Annotated in this window: 30 protein-coding genes, 1 tRNA gene and 2 pseudogenes; all 33 read left to right on the forward strand. The window is 28.1% G+C overall.

Annotated elements, in window-relative coordinates:
* Positions 1–4: 4 nt before the first annotated feature.
* The 33 genes and pseudogenes from MBCUR_RS07395 to MBCUR_RS07550 all read left to right on the forward strand — a co-directional run bounded on the left by MBCUR_RS07395 (position 5) and on the right by MBCUR_RS07550 (position 24,038).
* On the forward strand, positions 5–538 hold the full coding sequence (locus MBCUR_RS07395) for a 50S ribosomal protein L6 (RefSeq protein WP_067092126.1): 534 nt from the start codon (positions 5–7) through the stop codon (positions 536–538).
* 15 nt (positions 539–553) lie between these two features.
* Positions 554–880, forward strand: coding sequence for a 50S ribosomal protein L32e (locus MBCUR_RS07400; protein WP_067092128.1), 327 nt, complete (start codon positions 554–556; stop codon positions 878–880).
* Positions 881–1,128: 248 nt separating this feature from the next.
* A complete protein-coding gene (locus tag MBCUR_RS07405) occupies positions 1,129–1,575 on the forward strand; it encodes a 50S ribosomal protein L19e (RefSeq protein ID WP_067092130.1) in 447 nt (148 codons plus the stop codon).
* Between the two features lie 12 nt (positions 1,576–1,587).
* Entirely contained in the window at positions 1,588–2,169 is a 582-nt protein-coding gene (locus MBCUR_RS07410; RefSeq protein WP_067092184.1) for a 50S ribosomal protein L18, read from the forward strand.
* A gap of 2 nt (positions 2,170–2,171) precedes the next feature.
* On the forward strand, positions 2,172–2,816 hold the full coding sequence (gene rpsE / locus MBCUR_RS07415) for a 30S ribosomal protein S5 (protein WP_067092132.1): 645 nt from the start codon (positions 2,172–2,174) through the stop codon (positions 2,814–2,816).
* Between the two features lie 15 nt (positions 2,817–2,831).
* The gene (locus tag MBCUR_RS07420; RefSeq protein ID WP_067092134.1) at positions 2,832–3,290 is read left to right on the forward strand and encodes a 50S ribosomal protein L30; all 459 of its coding nucleotides are present in this window, start codon (positions 2,832–2,834) and stop codon (positions 3,288–3,290) included.
* Between the two features lie 63 nt (positions 3,291–3,353).
* Positions 3,354–3,791, forward strand: a complete 438-nt coding sequence (locus MBCUR_RS07425) for an uL15 family ribosomal protein (protein ID WP_067092136.1) — start codon at positions 3,354–3,356, stop codon at positions 3,789–3,791.
* A gap of 458 nt (positions 3,792–4,249) precedes the next feature.
* Entirely contained in the window at positions 4,250–5,611 is a 1,362-nt protein-coding gene (gene secY, locus MBCUR_RS07430; protein ID WP_067092137.1) for a preprotein translocase subunit SecY, read from the forward strand.
* A 34-nt stretch (positions 5,612–5,645) separates the two neighbouring features.
* Positions 5,646–6,206 carry an adenylate kinase gene (locus MBCUR_RS07435; protein WP_067092139.1) on the forward strand — a complete coding sequence of 187 codons (561 nt, stop codon included), beginning with the start codon at positions 5,646–5,648 and terminating at the stop codon, positions 6,204–6,206.
* Between the two features lie 187 nt (positions 6,207–6,393).
* The gene (locus MBCUR_RS07440) at positions 6,394–6,972 is read left to right on the forward strand and encodes a DUF106 domain-containing protein (RefSeq protein ID WP_067092141.1); all 579 of its coding nucleotides are present in this window, start codon (positions 6,394–6,396) and stop codon (positions 6,970–6,972) included.
* A gap of 382 nt (positions 6,973–7,354) precedes the next feature.
* Complete coding sequence (locus tag MBCUR_RS07445; RefSeq protein ID WP_067092143.1) at positions 7,355–7,621, forward strand: 50S ribosomal protein L34e; 267 nt, start codon at positions 7,355–7,357, stop codon at positions 7,619–7,621.
* Positions 7,621–8,139, forward strand: a complete 519-nt coding sequence (gene cmk, locus MBCUR_RS07450; RefSeq protein ID WP_067092145.1) for a (d)CMP kinase — start codon at positions 7,621–7,623, stop codon at positions 8,137–8,139. Before MBCUR_RS07445 ends, cmk begins: the two co-directional genes overlap by 1 nt.
* Positions 8,140–8,346, forward strand: a pseudogene (locus tag MBCUR_RS10405) (KOW motif-containing protein); the annotation flags it as partial.
* Positions 8,347–8,884: 538 nt separating this feature from the next.
* On the forward strand, positions 8,885–9,847 hold the full coding sequence (locus tag MBCUR_RS07460; protein WP_067092149.1) for an RNA-guided pseudouridylation complex pseudouridine synthase subunit Cbf5: 963 nt from the start codon (positions 8,885–8,887) through the stop codon (positions 9,845–9,847).
* Between the two features lie 339 nt (positions 9,848–10,186).
* Positions 10,187–10,271, forward strand: a tRNA-Ser gene (locus MBCUR_RS07465).
* Positions 10,230–10,355 (forward strand): hypothetical protein, encoded by a 126-nt coding sequence (locus MBCUR_RS10960; RefSeq protein WP_281190565.1) that lies wholly within the window; start codon positions 10,230–10,232, stop codon positions 10,353–10,355. Before MBCUR_RS07465 ends, MBCUR_RS10960 begins: the two co-directional genes overlap by 42 nt.
* Positions 10,356–10,662: 307 nt before the next feature.
* Positions 10,663–11,112 (forward strand): 30S ribosomal protein S13, encoded by a 450-nt coding sequence (locus tag MBCUR_RS07470; protein ID WP_067092151.1) that lies wholly within the window; start codon positions 10,663–10,665, stop codon positions 11,110–11,112.
* Positions 11,113–11,141: 29 nt separating this feature from the next.
* Positions 11,142–11,648, forward strand: a pseudogene (locus MBCUR_RS07475) (30S ribosomal protein S4); the annotation flags it as partial.
* A 264-nt stretch (positions 11,649–11,912) separates the two neighbouring features.
* Positions 11,913–12,305: a 30S ribosomal protein S11 gene (locus MBCUR_RS07480; protein WP_067092153.1), complete on the forward strand. Its 393-nt coding sequence runs from the start codon at positions 11,913–11,915 to the stop codon at positions 12,303–12,305.
* Between the two features lies 1 nt (position 12,306).
* Positions 12,307–13,095: a DNA-directed RNA polymerase subunit D gene (locus tag MBCUR_RS07485; RefSeq protein ID WP_067092155.1), complete on the forward strand. Its 789-nt coding sequence runs from the start codon at positions 12,307–12,309 to the stop codon at positions 13,093–13,095.
* 4 nt (positions 13,096–13,099) lie between these two features.
* A complete protein-coding gene (locus tag MBCUR_RS07490; protein WP_067092157.1) occupies positions 13,100–13,465 on the forward strand; it encodes a 50S ribosomal protein L18e in 366 nt (121 codons plus the stop codon).
* Between the two features lie 224 nt (positions 13,466–13,689).
* Entirely contained in the window at positions 13,690–14,112 is a 423-nt protein-coding gene (locus MBCUR_RS07495) for a 50S ribosomal protein L13 (RefSeq protein WP_084269616.1), read from the forward strand.
* A 36-nt stretch (positions 14,113–14,148) separates the two neighbouring features.
* Positions 14,149–14,550 (forward strand): 30S ribosomal protein S9, encoded by a 402-nt coding sequence (locus tag MBCUR_RS07500; protein WP_067092161.1) that lies wholly within the window; start codon positions 14,149–14,151, stop codon positions 14,548–14,550.
* Between the two features lie 196 nt (positions 14,551–14,746).
* A complete protein-coding gene (locus tag MBCUR_RS07505) occupies positions 14,747–14,917 on the forward strand; it encodes a DNA-directed RNA polymerase subunit N (RefSeq protein ID WP_067092163.1) in 171 nt (56 codons plus the stop codon).
* A gap of 72 nt (positions 14,918–14,989) precedes the next feature.
* Positions 14,990–15,169, forward strand: coding sequence for a DNA-directed RNA polymerase subunit K (locus tag MBCUR_RS07510; protein WP_067092165.1), 180 nt, complete (start codon positions 14,990–14,992; stop codon positions 15,167–15,169).
* A gap of 654 nt (positions 15,170–15,823) precedes the next feature.
* Positions 15,824–17,071, forward strand: a complete 1,248-nt coding sequence (eno, locus tag MBCUR_RS07515; RefSeq protein ID WP_067092167.1) for a phosphopyruvate hydratase — start codon at positions 15,824–15,826, stop codon at positions 17,069–17,071.
* Positions 17,072–17,129: 58 nt separating this feature from the next.
* Positions 17,130–17,324: a 4Fe-4S binding protein gene (locus MBCUR_RS07520; protein ID WP_067092186.1), complete on the forward strand. Its 195-nt coding sequence runs from the start codon at positions 17,130–17,132 to the stop codon at positions 17,322–17,324.
* A 273-nt stretch (positions 17,325–17,597) separates the two neighbouring features.
* Positions 17,598–18,200: a 30S ribosomal protein S2 gene (rpsB, locus tag MBCUR_RS07525; RefSeq protein WP_067092169.1), complete on the forward strand. Its 603-nt coding sequence runs from the start codon at positions 17,598–17,600 to the stop codon at positions 18,198–18,200.
* A gap of 224 nt (positions 18,201–18,424) precedes the next feature.
* Positions 18,425–19,324 carry an AmmeMemoRadiSam system protein B gene (gene amrB, locus MBCUR_RS07530; RefSeq protein ID WP_067092171.1) on the forward strand — a complete coding sequence of 300 codons (900 nt, stop codon included), beginning with the start codon at positions 18,425–18,427 and terminating at the stop codon, positions 19,322–19,324.
* A gap of 296 nt (positions 19,325–19,620) precedes the next feature.
* A complete protein-coding gene (mvk, locus tag MBCUR_RS07535) occupies positions 19,621–20,586 on the forward strand; it encodes a mevalonate kinase (protein WP_067092173.1) in 966 nt (321 codons plus the stop codon).
* Positions 20,587–20,604: 18 nt separating this feature from the next.
* The gene (locus tag MBCUR_RS07540) at positions 20,605–21,411 is read left to right on the forward strand and encodes an isopentenyl phosphate kinase (protein ID WP_067092175.1); all 807 of its coding nucleotides are present in this window, start codon (positions 20,605–20,607) and stop codon (positions 21,409–21,411) included.
* 214 nt (positions 21,412–21,625) lie between these two features.
* The gene (fni, locus tag MBCUR_RS07545) at positions 21,626–22,678 is read left to right on the forward strand and encodes a type 2 isopentenyl-diphosphate Delta-isomerase (RefSeq protein ID WP_067092177.1); all 1,053 of its coding nucleotides are present in this window, start codon (positions 21,626–21,628) and stop codon (positions 22,676–22,678) included.
* A 1-nt stretch (position 22,679) separates the two neighbouring features.
* Entirely contained in the window at positions 22,680–24,038 is a 1,359-nt protein-coding gene (locus tag MBCUR_RS07550) for an RNase J family beta-CASP ribonuclease (RefSeq protein ID WP_067092188.1), read from the forward strand.
* Positions 24,039–24,360: the final 322 nt, after the last annotated feature.

A 24,360-nucleotide genomic window follows, 5' to 3' on the forward strand; every position in this document is an offset into this window, starting at 1 on the left:
TTTTATGGTATTAGCTGCTAGTTTTACAGAAGAAATAGAAATTCCTGCTGATGTTGAAATAAATATTGGTGAGGAACTTGAGGTAAAAGGTCCTAAAGGTGAAATCTCTAGAAAGTTCACTTATCCTAATGTTTCCTTTAAGAAAGAAAATGATAAGTTAACCTTAAAAACTTCCTTTCCTAAGAAAAAGGATAAATCTATGATTGGTACCACACGTGCCCATATAAATAATATGATTACTGGGGTTACTGATGGTTTTACCTATAGAATGAAGATAGTATTTGCTCACTTTCCAATGACTGTGAAAGTAAATGGTGATAAAGTTGTTATCGATAATTTCCTTGGTGAGCGTCATCCAAGAACTGCTAAAATAGCTGGTGGTGCTGAAGTAAATGTTAAAGGTGATGATGTTACTGTTACTGGAATTAACAAGGAAGATGTTGGTCAAACAATGGCTAATTTAGAGCAAGCAACTAAAATTAAAGGAAGAGATCCAAGAGTATTTCAGGATGGAATATATCTTGTCAGTAAGGAATAATGGTTTGGTGATATTATGCAAAAAAAATTTAAAAGACAAGAATATGCCAGATACAAAAAATTAGGTATTAAGTGGAGAAGACCAAGAGGTAAGACCAGTAAAATGAGAAGATATGAAGCAGGTAAGCCTGCAATGCCTTCTATAGGATATGGTTCTCCTAAAAACTTACGAGGACTCCATCCATCAGGTTATAAGGATGTTTTAATTTACAATCTTAAAGATTTAGTTGAATTAGATCCTTCTTCTGAGGCAGGAAGAATTTCTGCCAGTATTGGTTTAAAGAAAAAAATTCAATTGTTAGAAAAAGCAAATGAATTAGGAATTAAAATTTTAAATAAATAATTTTCATTATCATAATATAATTTTAAGTTTTTTATTTAATGTCTTATATTTAGTTATTCTAATAATATCTAAATAGTTAATATCGATATTTAAACATTATTTAATATCATTATTTAATATCATTATTTAATATTATTATTTAATATTATTATTTAATATCATTATTTATTTAGTATCGATATTTAAATTAATATTAATATTTAACTTAATACTCAAAAATATAAGTTTTAGTAAATTGGAGGTTTTCAATGAATCTTAAAACTCAAAAGAGATTGGCTGCAAGCATTCTAAAAGTGGGAGAAAACCGTGTTTGGATAAATCCAAAACGTAACGAAGAAGTTTCAAGAGCAATCTCAAGAGAAAATATCAAAGACTTAATTGGTCAAAACATTATTAAAGCTAAACCTCAGCAAGGGATTAGTAGTTTTAGATCAAAAAAGTTAGCTGAACAAAAGAAAAAAGGAAAAAGAAAAGGTAGAGGTAGTGTTAAAGGAGCTAAATTTGCTCGACACCCTAAGAAAAAAGCTTGGATGACTACTATAAGAGCTTTAAGAAGAGATTTAAAATCTATGCGTGAAGCAGAAGAAATTGATCCTACTACCTATAGAAAGTTATATAGAATGGCTAAAGGCGGAGCCTTTAGAAGTAAATCCTACATGAAAACTTATGCTAGGGATCATAACTTATTAAAATGAGGGGGAATGGATTTGGCACAAGGTTCAAAATATAAAGTCGCATTTAGACGTAGAAGAGAAGGAAAAACTAACTATGGTGCTAGGATTAAACTTGTTGATTTCGATAACTATAGATTAGTTGTAAGATTATCTAATTCTTATGTTACTGTTCAAATTATTAAATACAATGATATTGGTGATAAAACTATAGTTTCAGCACATAGTAAGGAGTTATCTAACTATGGTTGGTTAGGTGGTTTTAAAAATACTAGTGCTGCTTATTTAACTGGATATTTATGTGGTAAAAAAGCAGTTAGTAATGGTATTGATAAAGCCAATTTAGATATAGGTTTAAAAACTTCAACCAAAGGTTCAAAACTGTATGCTGCATTAAAAGGAGCAAATGATGCAGAGTTATATGTACCTCACAATGAATCAATTCTTCCAGAGGAAGATAGAATTAGTGGTCAACATATTGTAAATTATGCAAATGCTTTAGATGAAGAGGAATTAAAAGCTAAATTCTCCAAATATCTTGAAAGAGGTCTTCAACCTGCTGATTTATCTAAGCATTTCAATGATATTAAAACTAAAATTGATGAGGCAGAGGTTTAATTATGAATTATGATTTAGAAGATTGGGAACCAAAAACAAAAGTTGGACAAATGGTTAAAGATGGAACCATTACTGATATTGACGAAATTTTTGAAAAAGGTCTTCCAATTATGGAATTAGAAGTAATTGATACTTTACTTCCAGATTTAGACGAAGAAGTAATGGATGTCAACTTAGTTCAAAGAATGCACAAATCTGGTAGAAAAGTCAACTTTAGAGTAATTGTTGCTGTTGGAAATAAAAACGGTTATGTTGGTTTAGGTCAAGGTAAATCAAGAGAAGTTGGTCCAGCTATTAGAAAAGCTGTTGATGATGCAAAATATAACATCATTAAAGTTAGAAGAGGTTGTGGAGATTGGGGTTGTGTTTGTGGTAGGGAACACACTGTTCCATTTAAGGTCAGTGGTAAGACTGGTAGTGTAAAAGTTACTTTAATCCCAGCACCAGCAGGTTTAGGCTTAACTGTTGGAGATGTAGGAAAGAAAATCCTTACACTTGCAGGTATTGGAGATGTATGGTCACAAACTAGTGGACAAACTCAAACTACTGTTAATTTTGCTAATGCAGTTTTTGAAGCATTAAAAGGCTTAAGTAAAGTAAAAGCAAGTGATAAATCCCTTAAACAATTAGGGGTTTGTTCAATTTAGGTGAGAGTGTTTGTCATGTATTTTGTTGTTAGAGTTAGAGGAACCACTGGTGTTAAAAAGAACATTGCTGATACTTTAAAAATGTTAAGGTTACATAGACTTAATCATGGTGTTTTAGTAGATGAAACTCCAAGTCTTAATGGAATGCTTCAAAAAGCAAAAGATTATATTACTTGGGGAGAAATTGATGAAGAAACCTTAGTTGAAATTATTTCAAAAAGAGGAGAACTAGTCGGTGGATCTAAAGTCACTAATGAGTATTTAAGTGAAAATACCAATTATAATTCTATTAAAGAATTAGCTAATGCTTTATTGAAAAGTGAAGTTGACTACGATGAAATTAAATTAAAACCTGTTTTCCGTTTACATCCTCCAAGAAAAGGATATGAAGCTATTCGTGTTTCATTTAATGAAGGTGGAACTTTAGGTTTTAGAGGAGAACTTATTAAAGATTTAGTTAAAAAAATGACTTAATTTTAAAAGTTTAGCTTTTATTATTCAATTTTATTTTTTTATTATGATAATTATGGTGAAATAATGATTAGAACAAAACGTAAAATTACTAAATTGAGAGGATCTCGTTCTAATGGTGGAGGATGCACTAAAAAACGTAGAGGTGCAGGTCATAAAGGTGGAAAAGGACGAGCTGGTGGAAAAAAACATCATTGGACTTGGGTAGTTAAATTTGATCCTGATCGATTTGGTAAACATGGATTTAAAAGAAATAAATCTATTGTTACTAAAATAAATCCAGTAAATCTTGAATATTTAGATACAAATTATGAAAAATTTATTAACAAAGGAAAAGCCACCAAAGAGGGTAATTCTATTGTTATTGATGTTACTGAGTTAGGTTACAATAAAGTTTTAGGTAAAGGAAAACTCTTAAACCCTTTAACCATAAAATCTCCAAGCTTTTCAAACTCTGCTGAAGAGAAAATTGAAGAAGCTGGTGGAGAAGCTATTGTTATTTAAACTTATATTAAATTTAAGATAATTTAAATTAAACAAAGTTTAAATCCTTTTTTTTTAACTTTGGTTTTTTAATTTCCAATTTTTTAACTTTTATTTTTTTAACTTTAAATATTTATTTTATTCATTTTATTTTTTTATTTATTTTATATTTATATAAAATATTTTTAAAAATATATTGATAACAACAAGATTTATATTGTATAAAAAAAGATATTTTATTATTATATAAATTTAAATATACATTTATCTTAAAAAATCTATTAATATTAAATAAAAATTTGATAATTTAAATTTTATTTTATATAAAAATTAGAGTAATATACTTAATAACTGCTTAAATGATATGAAGTTATAATGTTTTCTCAAAAATTGATTATAATGCGATTATAATTATTTGATTACAAACTATTTGGTTATACTACTTGATTTCAATACTTGATTTTATTTAGAGGATAAAAATGATATTAGATGCGTTAAAACCATTATTTTCATTATTGCCTGAGGTTAGAACTCCTCATCACAAGCAAAGTTTTAATGAAAAATTGAAGTGGACAGCTATTATTTTGGTATTATATTTCTTTTTAATGTTAATACCACTATACGGTTTAATGCCTGGTGCTGTGGATCAATTTGCACAGTTAAGAGCAGTACTGGCAGGTAGTTTTGGTTCTATTTTAACTTTAGGCATAGGACCAATTGTTACATCTTCAATTGTTTTACAGGTTCTTGTTGGGGCTAAAATCCTTAACTTAGATTTGTCTAGACATGAACATAAGTCTTTGTTTCAAGGAACTCAAAAGGTTTTAGCTATTGTATTCTCAGTTTTTGAATCAGCTATTATGGTTTTTACTGGTGTTTTAGCTCCATCTCCAGGTTCTGAGATGTTGTTAATTTTACAATTAAGTATTGGAGCTATTTTAGTTATTTTCCTTGATGAAGTTATCTCAAAATGGGGCTTTGGAAGTGGTGTAGGTCTGTTTATTGCTGCAGGTGTTTCACAGACAATAATTACAGGTACATTTAATTTTGTGCCTTCTGTTACTCAACCAGGTATTTTACCAGGTATGATTCCAGGTTTTATACAATCCGTGGTTAATGGTTCACCTAACCCTGCTTCTTTGCTACCATTATTCGCCACAATAATTGTATTTTTAGTTGCTGTTTATGGGGAGAGTATTCGTGTTGAAATTCCAATATCTCAAGGATCCGCACGTCGCCATGGTAAAATTAGAGGAAATGTAGGTAAATATCCTTTAAAATTTATATATGCAAGTAATATGCCTGTTATTTTGACTAGTGCTCTTTTGGTTAATGTTTCGCTTATTGCAAGTGTTTTCCAAAAAATTGGGCTTCCTATATTTGGAACGGTTTCTCAAGGAAGAGCTATTAGTGGTTTAGCATTGTATTTAACCACGCCTACATTATCTGTATTGTGGACTGATCCTTTAAGAGTTCTTGTTTATGCAATATTTTATTTAGCATTTTGTGTTCTTTTTGCTGTTTTGTGGGTTGAAATTGGAAGTTTAAATGCTCGAGAAGTATCTAATCAACTTTATAACTCGGGAATACAAGTTCCAGGTTTTAGAAGTAGTAAAACTCAATTATATAAATTAATGAAACGATACATTCCTGCTTTAACTGTATTTGGTGGTTTGTTTGTTGGTATTTTAGCATTTGGTGCTGATTTAACAAGTGCTCTTGGTGGAGGAACTGGTGTTCTTCTTACTGTAGGTATTGTCTATAAGCTCTATGAAGAAATAGCTCAAGAACAACTTATGGATACACACCCAATGTTAAGGAAATTCTTAGGTGGAAAATAAGTAAATCGATATTCCACACATAGGGGGCATTTAATTGAAATTGATTGTTTTAACTGGAATTCCAGGTTCAGGAAGTACTACTGTTCTTTCAAAAGCATTAGAAGAAGTTGATTTTCTCCATTTAAATTATGGAGATATCATGATTGAACTTTCTCGAGAAGAAGGATTAGCTGAAGACAGAGATGATTTAAGAAAACTATCTCCAGAAATTCAAAAAGACATTCAAAAAATTGCTGCAGCAAGAATTAAAGAACAATCTCTTAGTCAAAATGTTATTGTTGACACACATTGTACTATTTCTACTTCTGCAGGTTTTTTACCAGGACTTCCTAGTTGGGTTTTAGAAGAGTTAAACCCTGATACATTTATTATTGTTGAGGCAGATCCTGATGAGATTATTTTAAGAAGAATTTCTGATGAAACTAGAAATAGAGATTCTCAACGAGCCTCTGATATTAATCTTCATCAAGAGATTAATAGAGCTACAGCAATGGCTTATGCTACTTTAACTGGAGCCACAGTAAAGATTTTAGAAAATCATAATGGTGAATTAGACAAAGTTGTTCCAATGTTGGTTGAAACTTTAAGTGTTTAATTTTAAAGCATTTAATTTTAATTATTTAATTTTAATATTTAATTTTAAATATTTAATTCATTAGCTCATTTAGTTTTATAAATTATTTGAAATTTTATTTTATAAATATTTAATTTCAATGAATTTATTTCAATAATTTAATTTTTTAATATATGTTTATTTATAGTATTTAGCAACGAGGAAAAGTATGGTTTTAGATGTAATTTTTCATAGTATGGATCAATTATTTGCTCCACTGTTAGTTTTAAATCCCGACCCTTCAAATCCTTTCATTACTTTATCTTGCATCTCACTTATTGTTAGTATAATCACCACACTTGCTAATAAATACTTAGTGGATCATAAAAAAATGGAAGTATTAAGAGAAGAAATGAAGGTTTATCAAAATAATTTAAAAGAAGCTCAAAAATCTGGGGATGCTAAAGCAATGGCTAAAATGCAGTCTGAGCAATCTGATTTTATGAAAAAACAATCAGAAATGATGAAAATGTCATTTAAACCAATGATAGTCACTTTTGTACCAATTTTACTTGTGTTTTATTGGTTGACTCAATCTGTTTTAAATAAAGTAGCTGTTTCATTACCTCCTCTTGTTTATTATGTCTTATTGGTTCCTCTCTGGAAATGGGTTTATATTGCAGTATTCCATTATGGGGCTGGTTCCACTATTCCTTATATAGCTGGATGGCTAGGTTGGTATATTCTTTGCACGTTTACACTATCCCAAATCTTTAGAAAGCTAATAGGAATCAAAACTGGTGTGTAATTATTTTTTTAATTACATATTTTCACATGTATATTTTCGTATTTTCTTTTAATATTTATTTTCAATAGATGTTTTTAGAGATTATCATTTGAATGTTTTGATGTGTATTTTTGATTTATATCAATTTTTTATATATTCATTTTTCATATTAATTTATATTAATTTATATCAATTTTTTTACTCTCATGAATTTTATTAAATTATTAACTTTATTATTTTTTTATTATTTTTTTTATAATGATTTAATAATTTATATCTCTCTTAAATCTCGTATATCATGAATTTTATTTACTACTCAATAAATAACTTTATATTAAATGTTATAAAAAACATTTAAATTTTAAAAAAATAATTTTTTAAATTAATTACTAATGGTGAAAAAATGCCTGCAAATAGATTCAGATCAAGATCATATAGAAGGACTTTTAAAAGAACTCCTGGTGGCAAAACTGTACTCAGATATAAAAAGAAGAAACCAAGTAAGCATGTTTGTGCTGAATGTGGTCAACTTTTACATGGTGTTCCAAGAGGAAGACCATATGAAATAAAAAAATTGTCTAAATCTCAAAAGAAACCTAATAGACCATTTGGAGGATATTTATGTTCTAAATGTGCTAGAAAATTATTTAAAGCTGAGGCAAGGACATAATGATAATAACTATCGGTGGCTTAGCAGGTACTGGTACTACCACTGCTTCAGAAGTTTTGTCTAAAAAATTAGACATTCCATTTATATCTGCTGGAGACATTTTTAGAACTTTAGCAAAAGAGTCTGGAATGTCTATTTTAGAGTTCTCTGAATTCGCTGAAGACAACAACGATGTAGACATCGATATTGATAGAAGACAATCTGAAATAGCTAAAAAATCTGAAAATCTCATTTTAGAAGGACGGTTATCTGCTCATTTCGTTGATGCAGATTTAAAAGTTTGGTTAACTGCTCCTTTAGATATAAGAACAAACAGGATTTGTGACAGAGAATCTAAGCCATATGATTTAGCTATTGAAGAAATTTTAATTCGAGAAAATAGTGAAGCCCTTAGATATAAAGAGATTCACAACATAGATATTTCTAATTTAGAACTCTATGATTTAATAGTAAATACCAATAGTTTTAATCCTGAAGCTATTGCTAATTTAATTTTAACAAGTTTAAAGGTGATATAGATGGCAGCAATTGAAATTGGAAGAGTTTGTATTAAGACAGCAGGTAGAGAAGCTGGAGAAAAATGTGAAATTGTCGATATAATTGACAGTAGTTTTGTTGAAGTAAAATCTGTTGATGGAAGTTCAATTAAAAATAGAAGATGTAATATTAATCATTTAGAACCTATTGCAGACGAAACAGAAGAAGTAGAAGAAGTAGAAGAAGTTTCTGCAAGCGAGACCTCTGAAATCGAAGAGAATAATGAAGTAGAAGTTGAAGAGGCTACTGATGCTGATGAAGCTGAAGATAATTTAGATGAAGAATAAGTATAAATTATAGCAATAGTGATGATGAATAATTTTTTTTAATGTTTTAAGAATATTAATATTTAATTTATTATTATTTTTTATTTTATTAACAAATAGGACTTTTTAACCCTTTTAATGAAAAATTTTAAGTTATAATATTTCAAATATTAAATATTTTTGTCATAATTAAAAGTTTAATTAGTTATAGATTATTAATTTAATTATCTGTTTAAAATTTAATTCGTCTTCTATAGCTTGCTTTCATATTTGTTTTATGTTCTATTTTTGTTTTTTACATATTATTTTTTTATTTTTTTTATTTCTTTTTATCTTTTTTATTTTATTTAATTTTTAATTGTGTTTTAATTTTTAATCGTGTTTTAATTTCTATTTTTTTTAATGGCTTTTTACCTTTTGATTTGAGTTAGTATAATTTTAATTATTAATGGTTGTTTTTATGGAAAATATTGTTGTGGTATCAAAATCTAAAACAAATCCTAATTATGGATGTATTCCTGAAGATAGGTCAATTGAAGATTTTTTAGATAAAGGAGTTATAAATTTAGATAAACCTTCTGGACCTACATCTCATGAAATAGACTCTTGGGTAAAAAGAATACTTAATGTAGAAAAGATTGGTCATGGAGGGACTCTTGATCCTAAAGTCACTGGAGTATTACCTATTGGGATAAATCAAGCCACTAGAGTTATTCAATTGTTGTTATCTGCTCCAAAAGAGTATGTATGTTTAATGAATTTGCATAAAGAAATACCTGAAGAAGACATTAAAAAAATGTTTAATGAATTTCAAGGAAAGATTTATCAGACTCCACCACTTAAATCTGCTGTTAAAAGAGAGTTGAGAGTAAGAAACATTTATTATTCAACTATATATGAAATTAATGGACGAGATGTTTTATTTAAAATTGGTTGTGAAGCTGGAACTTATGTTCGTACATACTGTAGAGACATTGGTGAAGCTTTAGGTGCAGGAGCACATATGGCAGAGCTTAGAAGAGCTATTGTTGGACCCTTTTCTGAAAGAGAAAATTTACATACTTTACAAGACTTGACTGATGCATTTTATTACTGGAAAAATGAAGGCAGTGAAGAAGAACTTAGAAAAATTGTAATGCCAATGGAAAAAGCTTCACAGCATTTACCAAAAGTCATTATTAAAGATTCTGCTGTTGAAGCTATTTGTCACGGTGCTAATTTATCCATAGGTGGTATTGTAGGTTTATATGAGAATATTAGGATTGGAGACACAGTAGTTATAGAAACTTTAAAAGGAGAACTTGTTGCTTCAGCTATTTCTTCTGTAAATTTTGAAGATATTGCTTTAAACAAACAAGGAATAGCTTTTAATACATCTAAAGTTTTTATGAAACCTGGGTCATACCCTATAATGTGGAAATAACTGTTTCAATTATTTTTTAATAATAAATTTCTTATTAATTTTTTTATTATTTCATTTTTTTATTTCATTTTTTTTATTACTTTATTATTTCATTACTTTATTATTTTATTATTTTACTTTTATTTTATTTTTAAAATTTCAAATTTATTATAAACTATTATGATAATATTATAGCAATGTTATAATAATATTATAAGCTATTTAATATAATTAAAAATTATTTTAGTAAATTTTTTACAAAAGATTTATATACTTTAATCTGTATATATTTTAGTACTATAATTATATGACTATTTTTAATATATCATGTTTTTATGTTATTTATTTTAGAATTTGTTAGCCGGGATAGTCTAGCCTGGTAAGGCGCGAGACTGGAAATCTCGTGGGGATTTTCCCCTCCTGGGTTCAAATCCCAGTCCCGGCGTTGTTAATAATTTTAATTTTAAATACTGTTTTCCGTCCAAGTTCTGTATTTGATTTTGTTTTATTGACTAATATTTGTACTTAATAATATTTATTTTTTTAAATCAATTTTTTAGTATTTATTTAATTTTTTAATATTCTTCTAATTTGTTGATTATTAGTTAATTATTACCTAACTTATTTTAATTTAATTGATTTTAGCATAAATAAAAGATTATTATTAATAAAAACTGTGTTATGTTCATATTATTTCATTAATTAATATCAAAATATTATTTATAGGTTTTACTTGTTCTTATTATATTTGAATAATTATTTGAAATAGTTTTTATGAATTTAACATTCGAATTTTTAAATCTGAAAATTCGCTCTGTAACTTTGGAGGTTATTTAATGGAAGAAGATTTTAAGCATTTAGTCCGTATTTCTCGTAAGGATGTAGATGGAAAAAAGACAATTAAGCATGCTTTAACTGGTATTAGAGGTGTTGGATTATCTTTATCCAGAACAATAGGTATTGAGATGGGGCTTGATTTAAACCAAAAAATAGGATATCTCTCTGATGATGAAATTTTAAAAATTGAAAGTGTTATCAAAGATCCTAAAAGTGTTAATATTCCTGATTGGATGTTAAATAGACGTGAAGATTATACAACTGGTGAAACCCTTCATTTAATTGAATCAGACTTAGCTATGACTCTAAGAGACGATTTAAACAGAATGAAAAAAACTAGAAGTTACAAAGGTAGAAGACACGAAGTTGGACTTCCTGTTCGTGGACAAAGAACTAAATCTACTTTTAGAAAAGGTTCATCTGTTGGTGTAAGACGTAGAAGAGGCTAATTTAGTAATATTAATAATGAGGAGATTTTATGGGACATCCAAGAAAATCAAGCAAAAAATATGATACACCACCACATCCTTGGAATGCTGAAAGGATTAAAGAAGAAAACAAATTAATGTCCAAATATGGTTTAAAAAATAAAAAAGAAATTTGGAAAGCCGATACTTTAGTTAGGAAATACAGTAGGGAAGCAAGATACTTACTTGGTTTTTCTGAAGATCAAATTGTTCATGAAAAAAATGAATTATTAGGACACTTGTATCGTTTAGGTATTTTACCTGAAGGTGCTCCATTAGAAGATATTCTTAATTTAACTGTTGAAGATGTATTAAAAAGAAGATTACAATCTATTGTATTCCAAAAAGGCTTTTCAAGAACTCCTAAGGAAGCAAGAGTATTTGTTGTACATGGACATATTGCATTAGATGGCAAAAAAATAGATTCTCCAAGCTATTTTGTTAAAAAATCACAGGAAGATGCTATTGGTTTTTATCCTAATTCAACTGTTTCTAAACAAATTGAAGAATACAACAAAATAAAAGCTTTGAAAAAACCAGAAGATGAGGAAAAATCTAAAAAACCTCGTGGACGAGGTGGCAGAGGCAGAAGAAACGATAGAAGAGATAATCGTGGAGGAAGTAATAGAAGATCTGGCAGAAAATTTGATAATAAGAAGTCAAATGATAATAAAGCTACTGACAATAAATCAAATGCTAATAAACCTGGTGCTAAGAAATCAGGATAATATTATCAATGCTAAATCTTAATTACAATTATTTTTATTATATAAGGTGTTATTATGGCAAAAGATGAAAAATGGGGAATAGCTAATGTTTATTCATCATTTAACAATACTATAATTACTGTAACCGATATCACTGGTGCTGAAACCATTTGTCAATGGTCTGGTGGAAAAGTTGTTCGTGCAGATAGACAAGAAGCATCTCCTTTCGCTGCAATGGAAGCTGCTACTCGTGCAGCTGATGATGCTAGGGAAAAAGGTTTTATTGGTTTACATATTAAAGTCAGAGCTCCTGGAGGAAATGGTCCAAGAAGTCCAGGTCCTGGTGCTCAAGCTACAATACGTGCTTTGGCTCGTGCTGGAATGAAAATCGGTAAAATAGAAGATATAACTCCTATACCTCATGATGGTACTGGTAGACCAGGAGGTAAAAGGGGTAGAAGGGTTTAATATGGAAATTGAAGTCAGAGAGAAAAATGGAGATGAGCTAGTTTTCATTATTAGAAATGCTGAAGTTCCATTTGTTAATGCTATTCGTAGAATTGCTATGATGGAAGTTCCAAAAATAGCTATTGATGAAGTGAATGTTTATGTCAATGATTCTGCAATGTTTAATGAAGTTTTAGCACACAGATTAGGTTTAGTTCCTATTATGTCTGATAAAGAAACTATTGAAGGGTTACTAGATTCTGATTCTACTGTTTCTTTCACACTTCAAAAATCAGGTCCAGCTATTGTATATTCTGGAGATTTAATTTCTTCAGACTCAAAAATTAAACCTGTTTATGATACAATACCTCTTCTTAAACTTAAAGAAGACGAAAATGTTGAATTGGAAGCTATTGCAAGAATTGGTAAAGGGTTAGACCATGCAAAATGGATGCCAACCACAGTATGTGCATATAAACAGTTTCCTAAAATCACTTTTAATGAAAATATGGAAGTTACTAAAGAAATAGCAGATGCTTGTCCAAGAAATATTTTAAGCTTTGATAAAGAGAATAAAAAAATAACTCTTGGAAATCTTGAAAACTGCTCAATGTGTAAAACATGTGTCAGAACTTCTCAAAGTATTGCCAACAGTGTAAACTCAGCTATTAATGTTGACTTTATTGATGATACTTTTATTTTTACTATAGAAAGTGATGGTTCAATTAGTCCAGAAGAGATTTTATTAAGATCTTGTGATGTTTTAAACCAAAAAACAGACAAATTTATCACATTTTTTAAAGGAGGATAAGTAAATGGTAAGAAAAAATACCAAAACCAATCCTAATCTTGTTCAAATTATAAGAACTCTTAAAGACAAATCCCATAGTGAAGATGTAGCTATTTGGATCAATGTTGCTAAGAAATTAGAAAGATCTACTCGTAGTTATCCTGATGTTAATCTATCAAAAATAAATAGATATTCTGCTGATGGGGAAACTGTTTTAATTCCAGGAAAAGTTTTATCCGATGGAGTTTTAGATCATAAAGTTAATGTTGTTGCTTTAAAATTTTCTGAATCAGCCAGTACAAAAATTGAAAATGCTGGTGGAAAAACTATTTCACTTACTGAAATATTGGAAGAAAACCCAAAGGGAAACAATATAAAAATTTTAGAATAGGTTATTAGAGATTTAATCATATAATTATAGATTTAATTAACTTTTATACTATTTAATTAAGCTTAATATTTAATTAAGCCTTTAACTATTTAATTAAGTTATTCTATAATATTTAATAAGCTTTTTATTAATATTTAATTAATTTTAATATTAAATTAAGTTATTTTATTATATTTTATTATTGTATTTCTCAATATCTTATTAATTAACATATAGGTGTAATAATGATTATTAATGGTGAAGGTCATATTTTAGGAAGACTTGCAAGTATTATTAGCAAAAAACTTCTTGAAGGAGAAGAAATCATTGTGTTAAATGCTGAAAAAATAATGCTTACAGGTAATAAAGAATGGGCCTATGCAAAATATAAACAAAGAGTGGATAGAGCAAGTATTTCAAATCCACGTGATATGGGACCTAAATATCCTAGAATGCCTGAAGAAATTTTTAGAAGAACTGTAAGGGGAATGTTGCCTTTTAAAAAATCTAAAGGAAAAGATGCTTTTAGAGGTTTAAAAGCATTTGTAGGTGTTCCAAAAGAATTTAAAGATGTCGAGCTAAATAATGTTCCTCAAGCTCAGTTTTCTGATGTTAAAAAAGGAATTGAATTAGGAGAAATTTCAAAGCTTTTAGGGGCTAAATTTTAAGAATTTCTTTAATTTAAATATTATGGATGTGGAATTATGGTAGATGTTATTCATACAAGCGGTAAGCGTAAAACAGCTATTGCACGTGGAACTGTTAGAAAAGGTAAAGGAAGAGTTAGAATTAATAAGGTTCCTATTGAACTATACTCTCCAGAACTTGCAAGGTTAAAATTACAAGAACCTTTAGCCATTGCTGGTGACATAGTTGATGATTTAGATATTAATGTTAAAGTCATCGGCGGAGGAGTTATGGGTCAAGCTGAAGCTGCTCGTATGGTTATTGCTAAAGGTTTAGTTCAATGGACCAATGATGTGGATTTAAAAGAAAAATATATTCAGTATGATAGAACCATGTTAGTTGGAGACCCGAGACGTTCTGAACCTAAAAAATACGGCGGTCCTGGAGCAAGAGCTCGTAAACAAAAGAGTTACCGTTAATTTAAAATTATAAATATTGATTATGTATTTTTTTTTTTTTTTTTTAATTATACATTATGAATTTCAATATTTATTTTTTTAATATTTTTTAAATTTTTTAATATTTATTTTTTTTAATTACTATGTAATTTTAAAATTTTATTTCATATTTTATTTTCTTAATTTTAAATATTCAATCATTAAAAGAAGTTTTAACATGATACCAGTTAGATGTTTAAGTTGCGGTAAACCAGTTTCAGCATTTTTTGAGGAATATCAAAATAGAGTAGCTGATGGTGAAAGCAAAAAAGATATTTTAGATGATTTAGGGCTGAAGAGATATTGTTGTAGAAGAATGTTTATTACTCATGTTGAAACATGGGAATAAGTTTACAGAATTTATAATTTAATTTATAGTTTAATTTATTTTTAAATTAATTCATTTTACTTAGGAGATAATATGGCAACTAAATTAAATAGATTTGAAAAAGCAAGAATTTTAGGTGCAAGAGCATTACAACTTTCTTTAGGTGCTAGACCTAAGGTTAAAATAACTGATTCTATTGATCCAATAGATATTGCGAAAAAAGAATTAGAAGAAGATGTTTTGCCTTTAGAAGTAAAACATCCAGAAGAATAATTTTTATATTTTATTTTAAATGCGATTTATATTTTAATTTGATGTGAGTTATATATTTTTATTTAAAATCTTTAAGTTTATATACTTATAAATTAATACATTTATATATCAATATACTTATATGTCATCTATATTATAATTTAAATTTCAGACTATATTATTTTTAGATAATCTAATAATCAACCACTAACTTTTATTCTATTAGACTCTAATTATAAAAAGATAGTTATCAATCTTAATTTTTTGCATAAGTAATTTAAAAATTTTTTCAATAAACGATTTTTAATATTCAAAGTATTGCTTTAATATCTAATTGATTTTTATAATTAATTATTTTAATGTTATAATGATTTAATTAGTTTATTTGCAATTGTATATTTAATTAATGTTTTTTTCTTTGAATTTAATTTTACTTAAGCTTTTAAAAACAACATTATATTAAATGATATTTTTTTAATTAGTTTTTTGATAAGATTATTAGAATTTTTATTTTAAAATTTTTATTTTGAATAAAATTAATTTAAAAAATATTAATTTAAAAAGTATTAATTTAAAAAGTATCAATCTAAAAAATATTTATTTTAATAATTTGCATTTTTTTATAAAAAAAATTTTAACATGTTTAAATGAATTTGTTAATTTTATGGTGTTTTTATGGATAGTATAATCGAAGATGTTCGTGTAAGAAAAATCTTGGATAGTAGAGGAAATCCCACTGTCGAAGTAGATATTATTACATGGAACGGTTTTGGAAGAGTAGCAGCTCCAAGTGGGGCGAGTACTGGATCTAATGAAGTAGCAGCTTTTCCTCAAGGTGGAGTAGATGAAGTGATTACTGATGTAGAAGATTTAATTTCATCTGAACTCATTGGAATGGATAGTGAAGATTTGACAGATATTGATTCTGTTTTGAAAGAAATTGATGGAACTGATGATTATTCAAATATTGGAGGAAATACTGCTGTTGCAGTATCAATGGCTGTTGCAAAAGCAGCAGCATCTTCATATTCTCTTCCATTGTATAGGTATTTAGGTGGAAACTTTAAAAATGAAATTCCTTATCCTTTAGGAAATATTTTAAATGGTGGAGCTCATGCAGGAATTCATGCTCCAGACATACAAGAGTTTTTAGTTGTACCAGTTTCTGCAAAGAATATTTCAGAAGCTATTTTCGCTAATGTTGCAGTACACAAACGTTTAAAAGAGCTTATTCAAGAAAAAGACAAAAATTTCACTGGAGGAAAAGGTGATGAAGGTGGATGGGTTCCTAATATCAGCAATTATGATGCATTAGAAATTCAACATCAAGCTTGTGAAGAAATTGGTGATGAGATTGGAATTACAATCAAACCTTCCTTAGATTTAGCAGCATCTGAGTTATGGGATTCTTCTGTTGAAAAATATGTTTATGGTCAAGATAATATTTCAAGAGATAGTGGTGAACAAATTGAATATGTAAAAGAAATCATAGAAACCTATGGCATGTTTTATGTTGAAGATCCATTTGATGAAGCAGATTTTGATGGTTTTGCTCAATTAACCAAAGCTGTTGGTGATAAATGTCTTATTGTCGGAGATGACAGCTTTGTTACAAATAAAAACCTTTTAGCTAAAGGAATAGAATTAAAAGCAGGAAATGGTATTATTATTAAACCTAATCAAATAGGTTCTTTATCTGCCACTTATGAAACTGTTAAATTAGCAAAAGAAAATAATATAACTCCTATTGTTTCTCATCGCTCTGGTGAAACTACTGATGAAACCATTGCCCATTTAGCTGTAGCATTTTCCGCACCATTAATTAAAACTGGTGCTGTTGGTGGAGAAAGAATAGCTAAGTTAAATGAATTAATTAGAATTGAAGAAGAGCTAGCCAATCCATCAATGGCTAAATTTGATTAAATTTTTTATTAATTTATTATTATTTCTCATAAATTTTTTCCCTTTTGGGTTTGATATTATGGTAAAAATTGAAATAGATTACAATAAGTGTGAAGGATCAGACTGTGGTGAATGTGTAGATGCTTGTCCAATGGAAGTTTTAGTTCTTGAGGGAGATAAAGTTGTTATTGTTGACCCTGAAGAATGTAGTGTCTGTGAAGTTTGTATGGATGTCTGTCCAGAAGAATGTATTGAAGTAGAAGATGATGAATAATTATTTTTGATTTTTAAAAATTTTTAAATTTAAATCAACTGTTGATTATTTTAAATTATAATAACTTTTAAATTTTTAGATTTTTTTTTAAAATGGATATTTTTTAAATTAGTTATTTAGATTTTAAAATCTGTTATTTAGAAAATTTTTTATTTAAAAAATAGTATTTTATGAAGTTAGTTTTTTTTTAAAATAAATTTACTTTAAAAAATCATAGTTTAAAATCATTTCACGTTAAATTTTTTTTATGATAAATGAATATAGGAAGGTAATATGTCAGAATTATTAATACCCTTAGATAAGTACTTAGCTGCTGGGTTACATATTGGAACTCAGCAAAAAACTCATGATATGGAAAAATACATTTACAGAGTTAGACAAGATGGTTTATATGTATTAGATATTAATAAAACCAATGAGAGAATTCTTGCAGCAGCAAAATTCTTATCAAAATATGACCCTGAAGATATTTTGGTTGTTTCAACAAGACAGTACGGTCAAGCACCAGTTAAAAAGTTTGGAGAGATTATTGGAACTAAAACCATTCCAGGTAGATTTATTCCAGGTTCATTAACAAACCCTAAGTATGCTAAATTTATAGAACCAAAAGTAATTGTTGTAACTGACCCAAGATCTGATGCTCAGGCAATATTAGAGTCTAAACAAATTGGGGTGCCTATTGTAGGTTTATGTGATACTGAAAACCTCTTAAGTACTGTAGATTTAACTATTCCTGTTAATAATAAAGGTAGAAAAGCTATTGCATTAGTTTATTGGTTATTGGCAAGAGAAATCAAAAAAATTAGAGAAGAAATAGTTTTAACTGAAGATGAAGAATGGGAAGTCAAATCAGAAGACTTTGAACATCAATTCTAATTTTAGCATTTAAAAATAAGTGTTAATAGCTTAAGAGTTGTTTTAATAAATTTAATAGATTTAACAAATTTAATAAATTTAATAGATTTAACAAATTTAATAGATTTAATAAATTTAATAAATTTAATAATTTTTATAATTTTAATTATTATTTTAATCTTTTAAATTTTTAGTAATTTTCAAATTAATTTTCATCTTAATTAACTCATATTTATAGTGAAAAAATGAAAAGGAAAGCAGCTGTTGCTGGAACATTTTATTATGAAAATCCTCAAAATTTAATTAAATCAATTGAAGATAATTTTTTAGATGGTTTAGGCGTAGGATATATTCCTAAATTTAATAATAATAATAATAATAATAATATCAATCATGACACTAATAGCAATAAGGATAGAATAAATAAAAAGAATATTTATGGTTTAATTGCACCACATGCTGGTCATTATTATTCTGGTTCTATTGCAAGTCATGCTTACACAGCCATTGTTGAAAATGGCTTTCCAGAGACATTTATTATTATTTGTCCCAACCACACAGGTTTTGGAAATGCACCAATTTCTGTATCTGATGAAGAATTATGGGAAACTCCTTTAGGGGAAGTTGAAATAGATAAAGAATTTGCTGAAAATTTAATATCTCAATCTGAGTTTATTTCAAATGATTCTTATGCACATTTAAGAGAACACAGCTGTGAAGTTCACTTGCCATTTTTACAGTATTTTTCAAAGGATTTTAAAATAGTTCCAATTGTAATGTCTGTTCAAAACCTTGAATCTATTGATATTTTATCTAATGCATTATTTAACACAATAGAATCTACAAAAAGATCAGTTACCATTATTGGGAGTAGTGATTTCAGTCATTATGTTTCTGGAGATTCTGCTAACGAGTTAGATAAATTGGTTATTGATGAAATAGCTAACTTTAACCCATTGAAAATTTTAGATTTAATAGAAAAATACAATATTTCAATATGTGGATTTGGATCAATTATTGTTACAATGATTGTTTCTAATAAATTAGGTTCAAATAAATTTAATTTATTGAAATATGGAAATAGTGGGGATGTTTCAGGAGATTACAATTCTGTTGTTGCTTACTTATCTGGCACATTTGAATAATGTTCTAAAAATAGCATTGTAAAATTTATATTCCTCTAATTATTGAAAAATTAAAATAAATATCAATTAAAATAATTAAAATTAATATTAAATCTATTTAAATATCAATTAGACATTAATTAAATTATAATTAAATAACTAATTAAATTATATTAAATATTTACTGTCTATTAAATAGCTGATCTATTAAATAGCTGATCTATTAAATAATTAGTTAAATAATTAATTAAATTATACTAAATATTAGCTATATTAATTAAAAATAATTAAATTTAAATTAAATAAAGGTAATTTTTATGGAATCCGTTGCGTCAGCACCTGGAAAGACAATTCTTTTTGGAGAACATGCAGTTGTATATAATCAACCAGCAATAGCAGCTGCTGTTGATAAAAGAGCTATTGTTACTATCAAAGACAATCCTAAAGGAGTTACAACATTTAGATCTGATGATTTAGGCTTTGAAGCAGAGTTAGATACTAGGAAAAAAACTTATAAATTAATTAAAGGAAAGCCTGGAATAATTCGTTATGTTTTAGAAATTTTAAATAAATGGCATGATGAACATACTCCAATTGATGTAAAATTGTCTTTAAATATTCCTATTGGTTCAGGTTTAGGTTCATCTGCGGCTGTTACAGTTGCAACATTAGCTGCACTATACAATTACACAGGATTCCCATTTAATAAAAGAGTTTTAGCCAATGAAGCCCATAAAATTGAACAAAGTGTTCAAGGAATGGCTAGTCCTTTAGATACTGCTGTAAGTACTTTTGGTGGGCTTGTTTATTTATCTCGAGAAAAAGAAATATCTAAATTTAACACTGATATTAAATCAAACTTTGTTATAGGATACACTAATAAAAAAGGTAACACTGGACAAATTGTTAAGTCAGTTAAATTTTTAAAGAATAAACATCCACGAATATTAGATTCAATTATAAAGACTATTGGTAAAGCTACAGATGAAGCTAAAGATGCTTTAATGACTGACAATAACTCTAAATTAGGTGAATTAATGAATATAAATCAAGGATTGCTAGATTCTTTAGGAATCAATACTTATGAACTCAGTAGAATGATTTATACTGCAAGAGGAAATGGGGCAATCGGTGCTAAAATTACTGGGGCTGGTGGTGGAGGCAGTATTTTAGCTTTGGTTCCTAAAAATGCAGAAAAAGTTTTTAATGCCTTAAAAGTTGAAGATAATGCATTAATAGCTAAAATCACTCAAAAAGGTGCTTTAGCAAAGGTTCGTGAATAATTTTCATTTGGTGCTTTAATGATTATTTTAAAATTAGGTGGAAGTGTAATAACTGATAAAAATTCTTTGACTGCTAAATTAGACTTTGACAACTTAAATCGAATAGCTGTTGAAATATCAAATTATCTTAAAAGTTATGACTCTAAACTCATAATAATTCACGGTGCAGGGTCTTTTGGTCATCCTCCAGCAAAAAAATACAAAATTGGAGAGAAATTTAATTTAAGCAATTACCAAAAAAAAAGAATTGGATTTTCTCAAACTCAATTGGCTGTTAAAACATTAAATTCACAGGTTTTAAATGTTTTAATTAAAAATAATATTCCTGCAGTTTCTATCCAAACATCATCTATATTAACTACAAATAATAAAAGAATAGACAGTTTTAATATAGATTTAGTTAATAAATATTTAGATGAAGGATATGTTCCAGTATTGTATGGCGATGTTGCAATAGATAAATCTCTTAAAATGGCTGTTGTATCTGGAGATCAGATAATAACTTATTTAGGAAAGTATTTAAATCCCGATAAAATAATTTTAGCCAGTGATGTTGATGGGGTTTACAATAAGAACCCTAAAACAAATAGTGATGCTAAATTATTTAAATGTCTTTCTTCATTAAAAGACTTAGAACAATTTGATTCCACTACAAATATTGATGTGACTGGAGGAATGATTGGAAAAATAAGAGAATTGTTAGAGCTTTCTAAAGAGGGAGTAGATTCATTTGTTATAAATGCAAATACAAAAAATAATATATTCAATATTTTAAATGATGATGAGGTTAATGGAACTTTGATAACAAATAAATGTAATAAATAGGAGATATAATAATACAAATATTAATAATGCAAGTATTAATATATAAGTACAGTCTACGAGTATATAATAATGTATAACAATAAGAGTATAATAAATAGGAAATATAATAAATAGATAAATAAATATTTGTATTCTAAATACATTTTAAATGAAAAATAAAATATGTGCAGGAAATATAAATAAATTATTTATTTAACACGAAAATGGAAAAATTATGATTTCAGATAGAAAACTTGAACATTTACGTATTTGTAAACATCATGATGTTCAATATAAAAATAAAAGAACGGGCTTTCAAGATATAGAACTTATCCATAAAGCTTTACCAGAAATAGATCAGAAAGAAATAGATTTATCTTGCAAAGTTTTTGGTAAAAAATTAGAGTCTCCACTTTTTATAACGGCAATAACTGGTGGTCATCCTGCTGCATTGAAAATAAATAGGAGATTAGCCATTGCAGCTGAAGAGAAAAAAATAGCTTTAGGTATTGGAAGTCAAAGAGCAGCTGTTGAGAATCCACAATTAAGGGATACTTACACTGTTGCTAGAGAAAATGCACCTTCTACATTATTAATTGGGAATATAGGTGCTCCACAAATAGATTATGCTAATAAAGCCATTGAAATACTTGATGCCGATATTTTAGCTATTCATCTAAATCCTTTACAGGAATCGATACAACCTGAAGGCGACTTAAATGCTAAAAATTACCTTCAATCTATAGAAAATATTGTAAATGACGTAGATGTGCCTGTTATGATAAAAGAAACAGGAACTGGTGTTTCATCTACAGATGCAAAGGCTATAGAAGATACTGGGGTGAATTTTATTGATGTTGCTGGAGCTGGAGGAACCAGTTGGGCAGCAGTTGAAACTTATCGTTCAAAAGATAAGTATCTTGGCGAGCTATTTTGGGATTGGGGAATTCCAACAGCAGTAAGTACTGTTGAAGTTAGCCAAAATGTCAATATTCCAGTAATTTCATCAGGCGGAATAAGATCTGGCTTAGATGCTGCAAAAGCCATAGCTTTAGGGGCTGATGCAGTTGGAATAGCTTTGCCCATGATGCAAGAAGCATTTAATGGGGTTAATGAAATAATTAATTATATTGATAAATTTAATAAATCTTTGGAAATTGCCATGTTTTTAGTTGGTGCCTCAAGCATTGAAGAATTAAAAAATGCAGATTTAGTTATAAAAGGCGAAACTAAAGAATGGTTAAATGAAAGAGGATTTAACACAAAAAAATATGCAAGGAGGAAATAATTTGACAGTAGAAATAATCGCAATTGGAGGATATGAGGAAGTCGGAAAAAATATGACCGCTATTAAGGTCGACGACGAAGTAATCATATTAGATATGGGTATTCATCTAGATAGAATTAGTATTCATGAAGATACGGATATTGATAGAATGCACTCATTAGATTTAATAGAAAGGGGTGTAATTCCAGATGATACCTTAATGAAAGATGTAGATGGCAAAGTTAAAGCAATAATTTTTTCCCACGGTCACTTAGATCATATTGGAGCTGTTGCAAAACTTGCACATAGGTATGATGCTCCTATAATAGCTACACCATACACAATTTCTTTAATTGAGCGAACCATTAAAGGTGAGAGAAAATTTGAAGTGGATAATCCATTACACAGTTTAAATCCTGGAAGTAAGGTTAAACTTTCAGAAAATGTGGTTTTAGAGTTTGTCCAATCTACACACAGTATACCACAGGCAGTTTTTCCAGTTCTTCATACTCCTGATGGCATAATAGTTTATGCACTTGATTTTAAATTTGATAATCACCAAAAAATATCTCCACCACCGGATTATGATAGACTAAGAGAGTTAGGTAAAAAAGGAGTTTTATCTCTTATTGTTGAGACTACTAATGCCACCCAATACGATGAGGTAAAAACTTATTCTGAAAAAGTGGCAAAAACTATTTTAGAAGATTTAATGAAAGATCCATTGGCTGAAAAGAAAGGAATGTTAATAACTACATTTTCTTCTCATATTGAACGGCTTCAAACAATTTCTGACATTGCTAAAGAAAGTCATAGGGAAATCATGTTTTTAGGACGGTCTATGGAAAGATTTTGTGGAATTGCACAATCTTTAGGAATTCTTAAATTGCCTAAGAATGCCCAAGTTATTGGCGGACCAAAAATGGTTAACAAAGCTTTAATGTTGGCTGAAGATAATAGAGAAGAATATTTACTTGTGACTACAGGACACCAAGGTGAAACTGATGCACTTCTTCCTAGAATAGCTAGTGGAAGAACTCCATTTAGCATTCGCCAAGGAGACAATGTTATTATTTCTGCACCAATTATTCCTAACCCTACCAATGCTGCAAATAGACACATTATGGAGAAGAAGTTAATTTCAAATGGTGCAAGGTTGTATTCAAATGCCCACGTTTCTGGGCATGCTGGTCGCGAAGACCACAGAGATTTCATTAGAATGCTTAAACCTAAGCATATTATTCCTGCTCACGGCAACTTAGAAATGTTAGTTGCCTATGGGGAATTAGCTGAAGAAGAAGGATACAGAATTGGTAATAATGTCCACATATTAAGAAATGGACAAGCCCAAGTATTTAATAAAGGAATTGATACTTATTAATTCTTTTTTTCTTTTTTTTAATTTAGCTATGTTAAATATCTAATATTTTTTTTAATTATTTTTCTTTTTTTTTTTAATTTATCCATGTTAAATATCTAATATTTTTTTTAATTATAGTCCTGAAAGAAAAGATTCTAATCAATGATTTATTTAAATATCAATCTATTTCATAAATATAAGTTGTTATTATCTTTAACTTATAAAATAATATTTAATAATTTTATTATTAAAAAAATATATATTGTAATTATTTAGATTGAAAAATAAATGAATATAAAACCTTTTAAAAAATATCATTACTTATAAACTTTATTTTCAGGAC

Origin of the sequence: Methanobrevibacter curvatus (assembly GCF_001639295.1) — an archaeon.
GTDB lineage: Archaea > Methanobacteriota > Methanobacteria > Methanobacteriales > Methanobacteriaceae > Methanoflexus > Methanoflexus curvatus.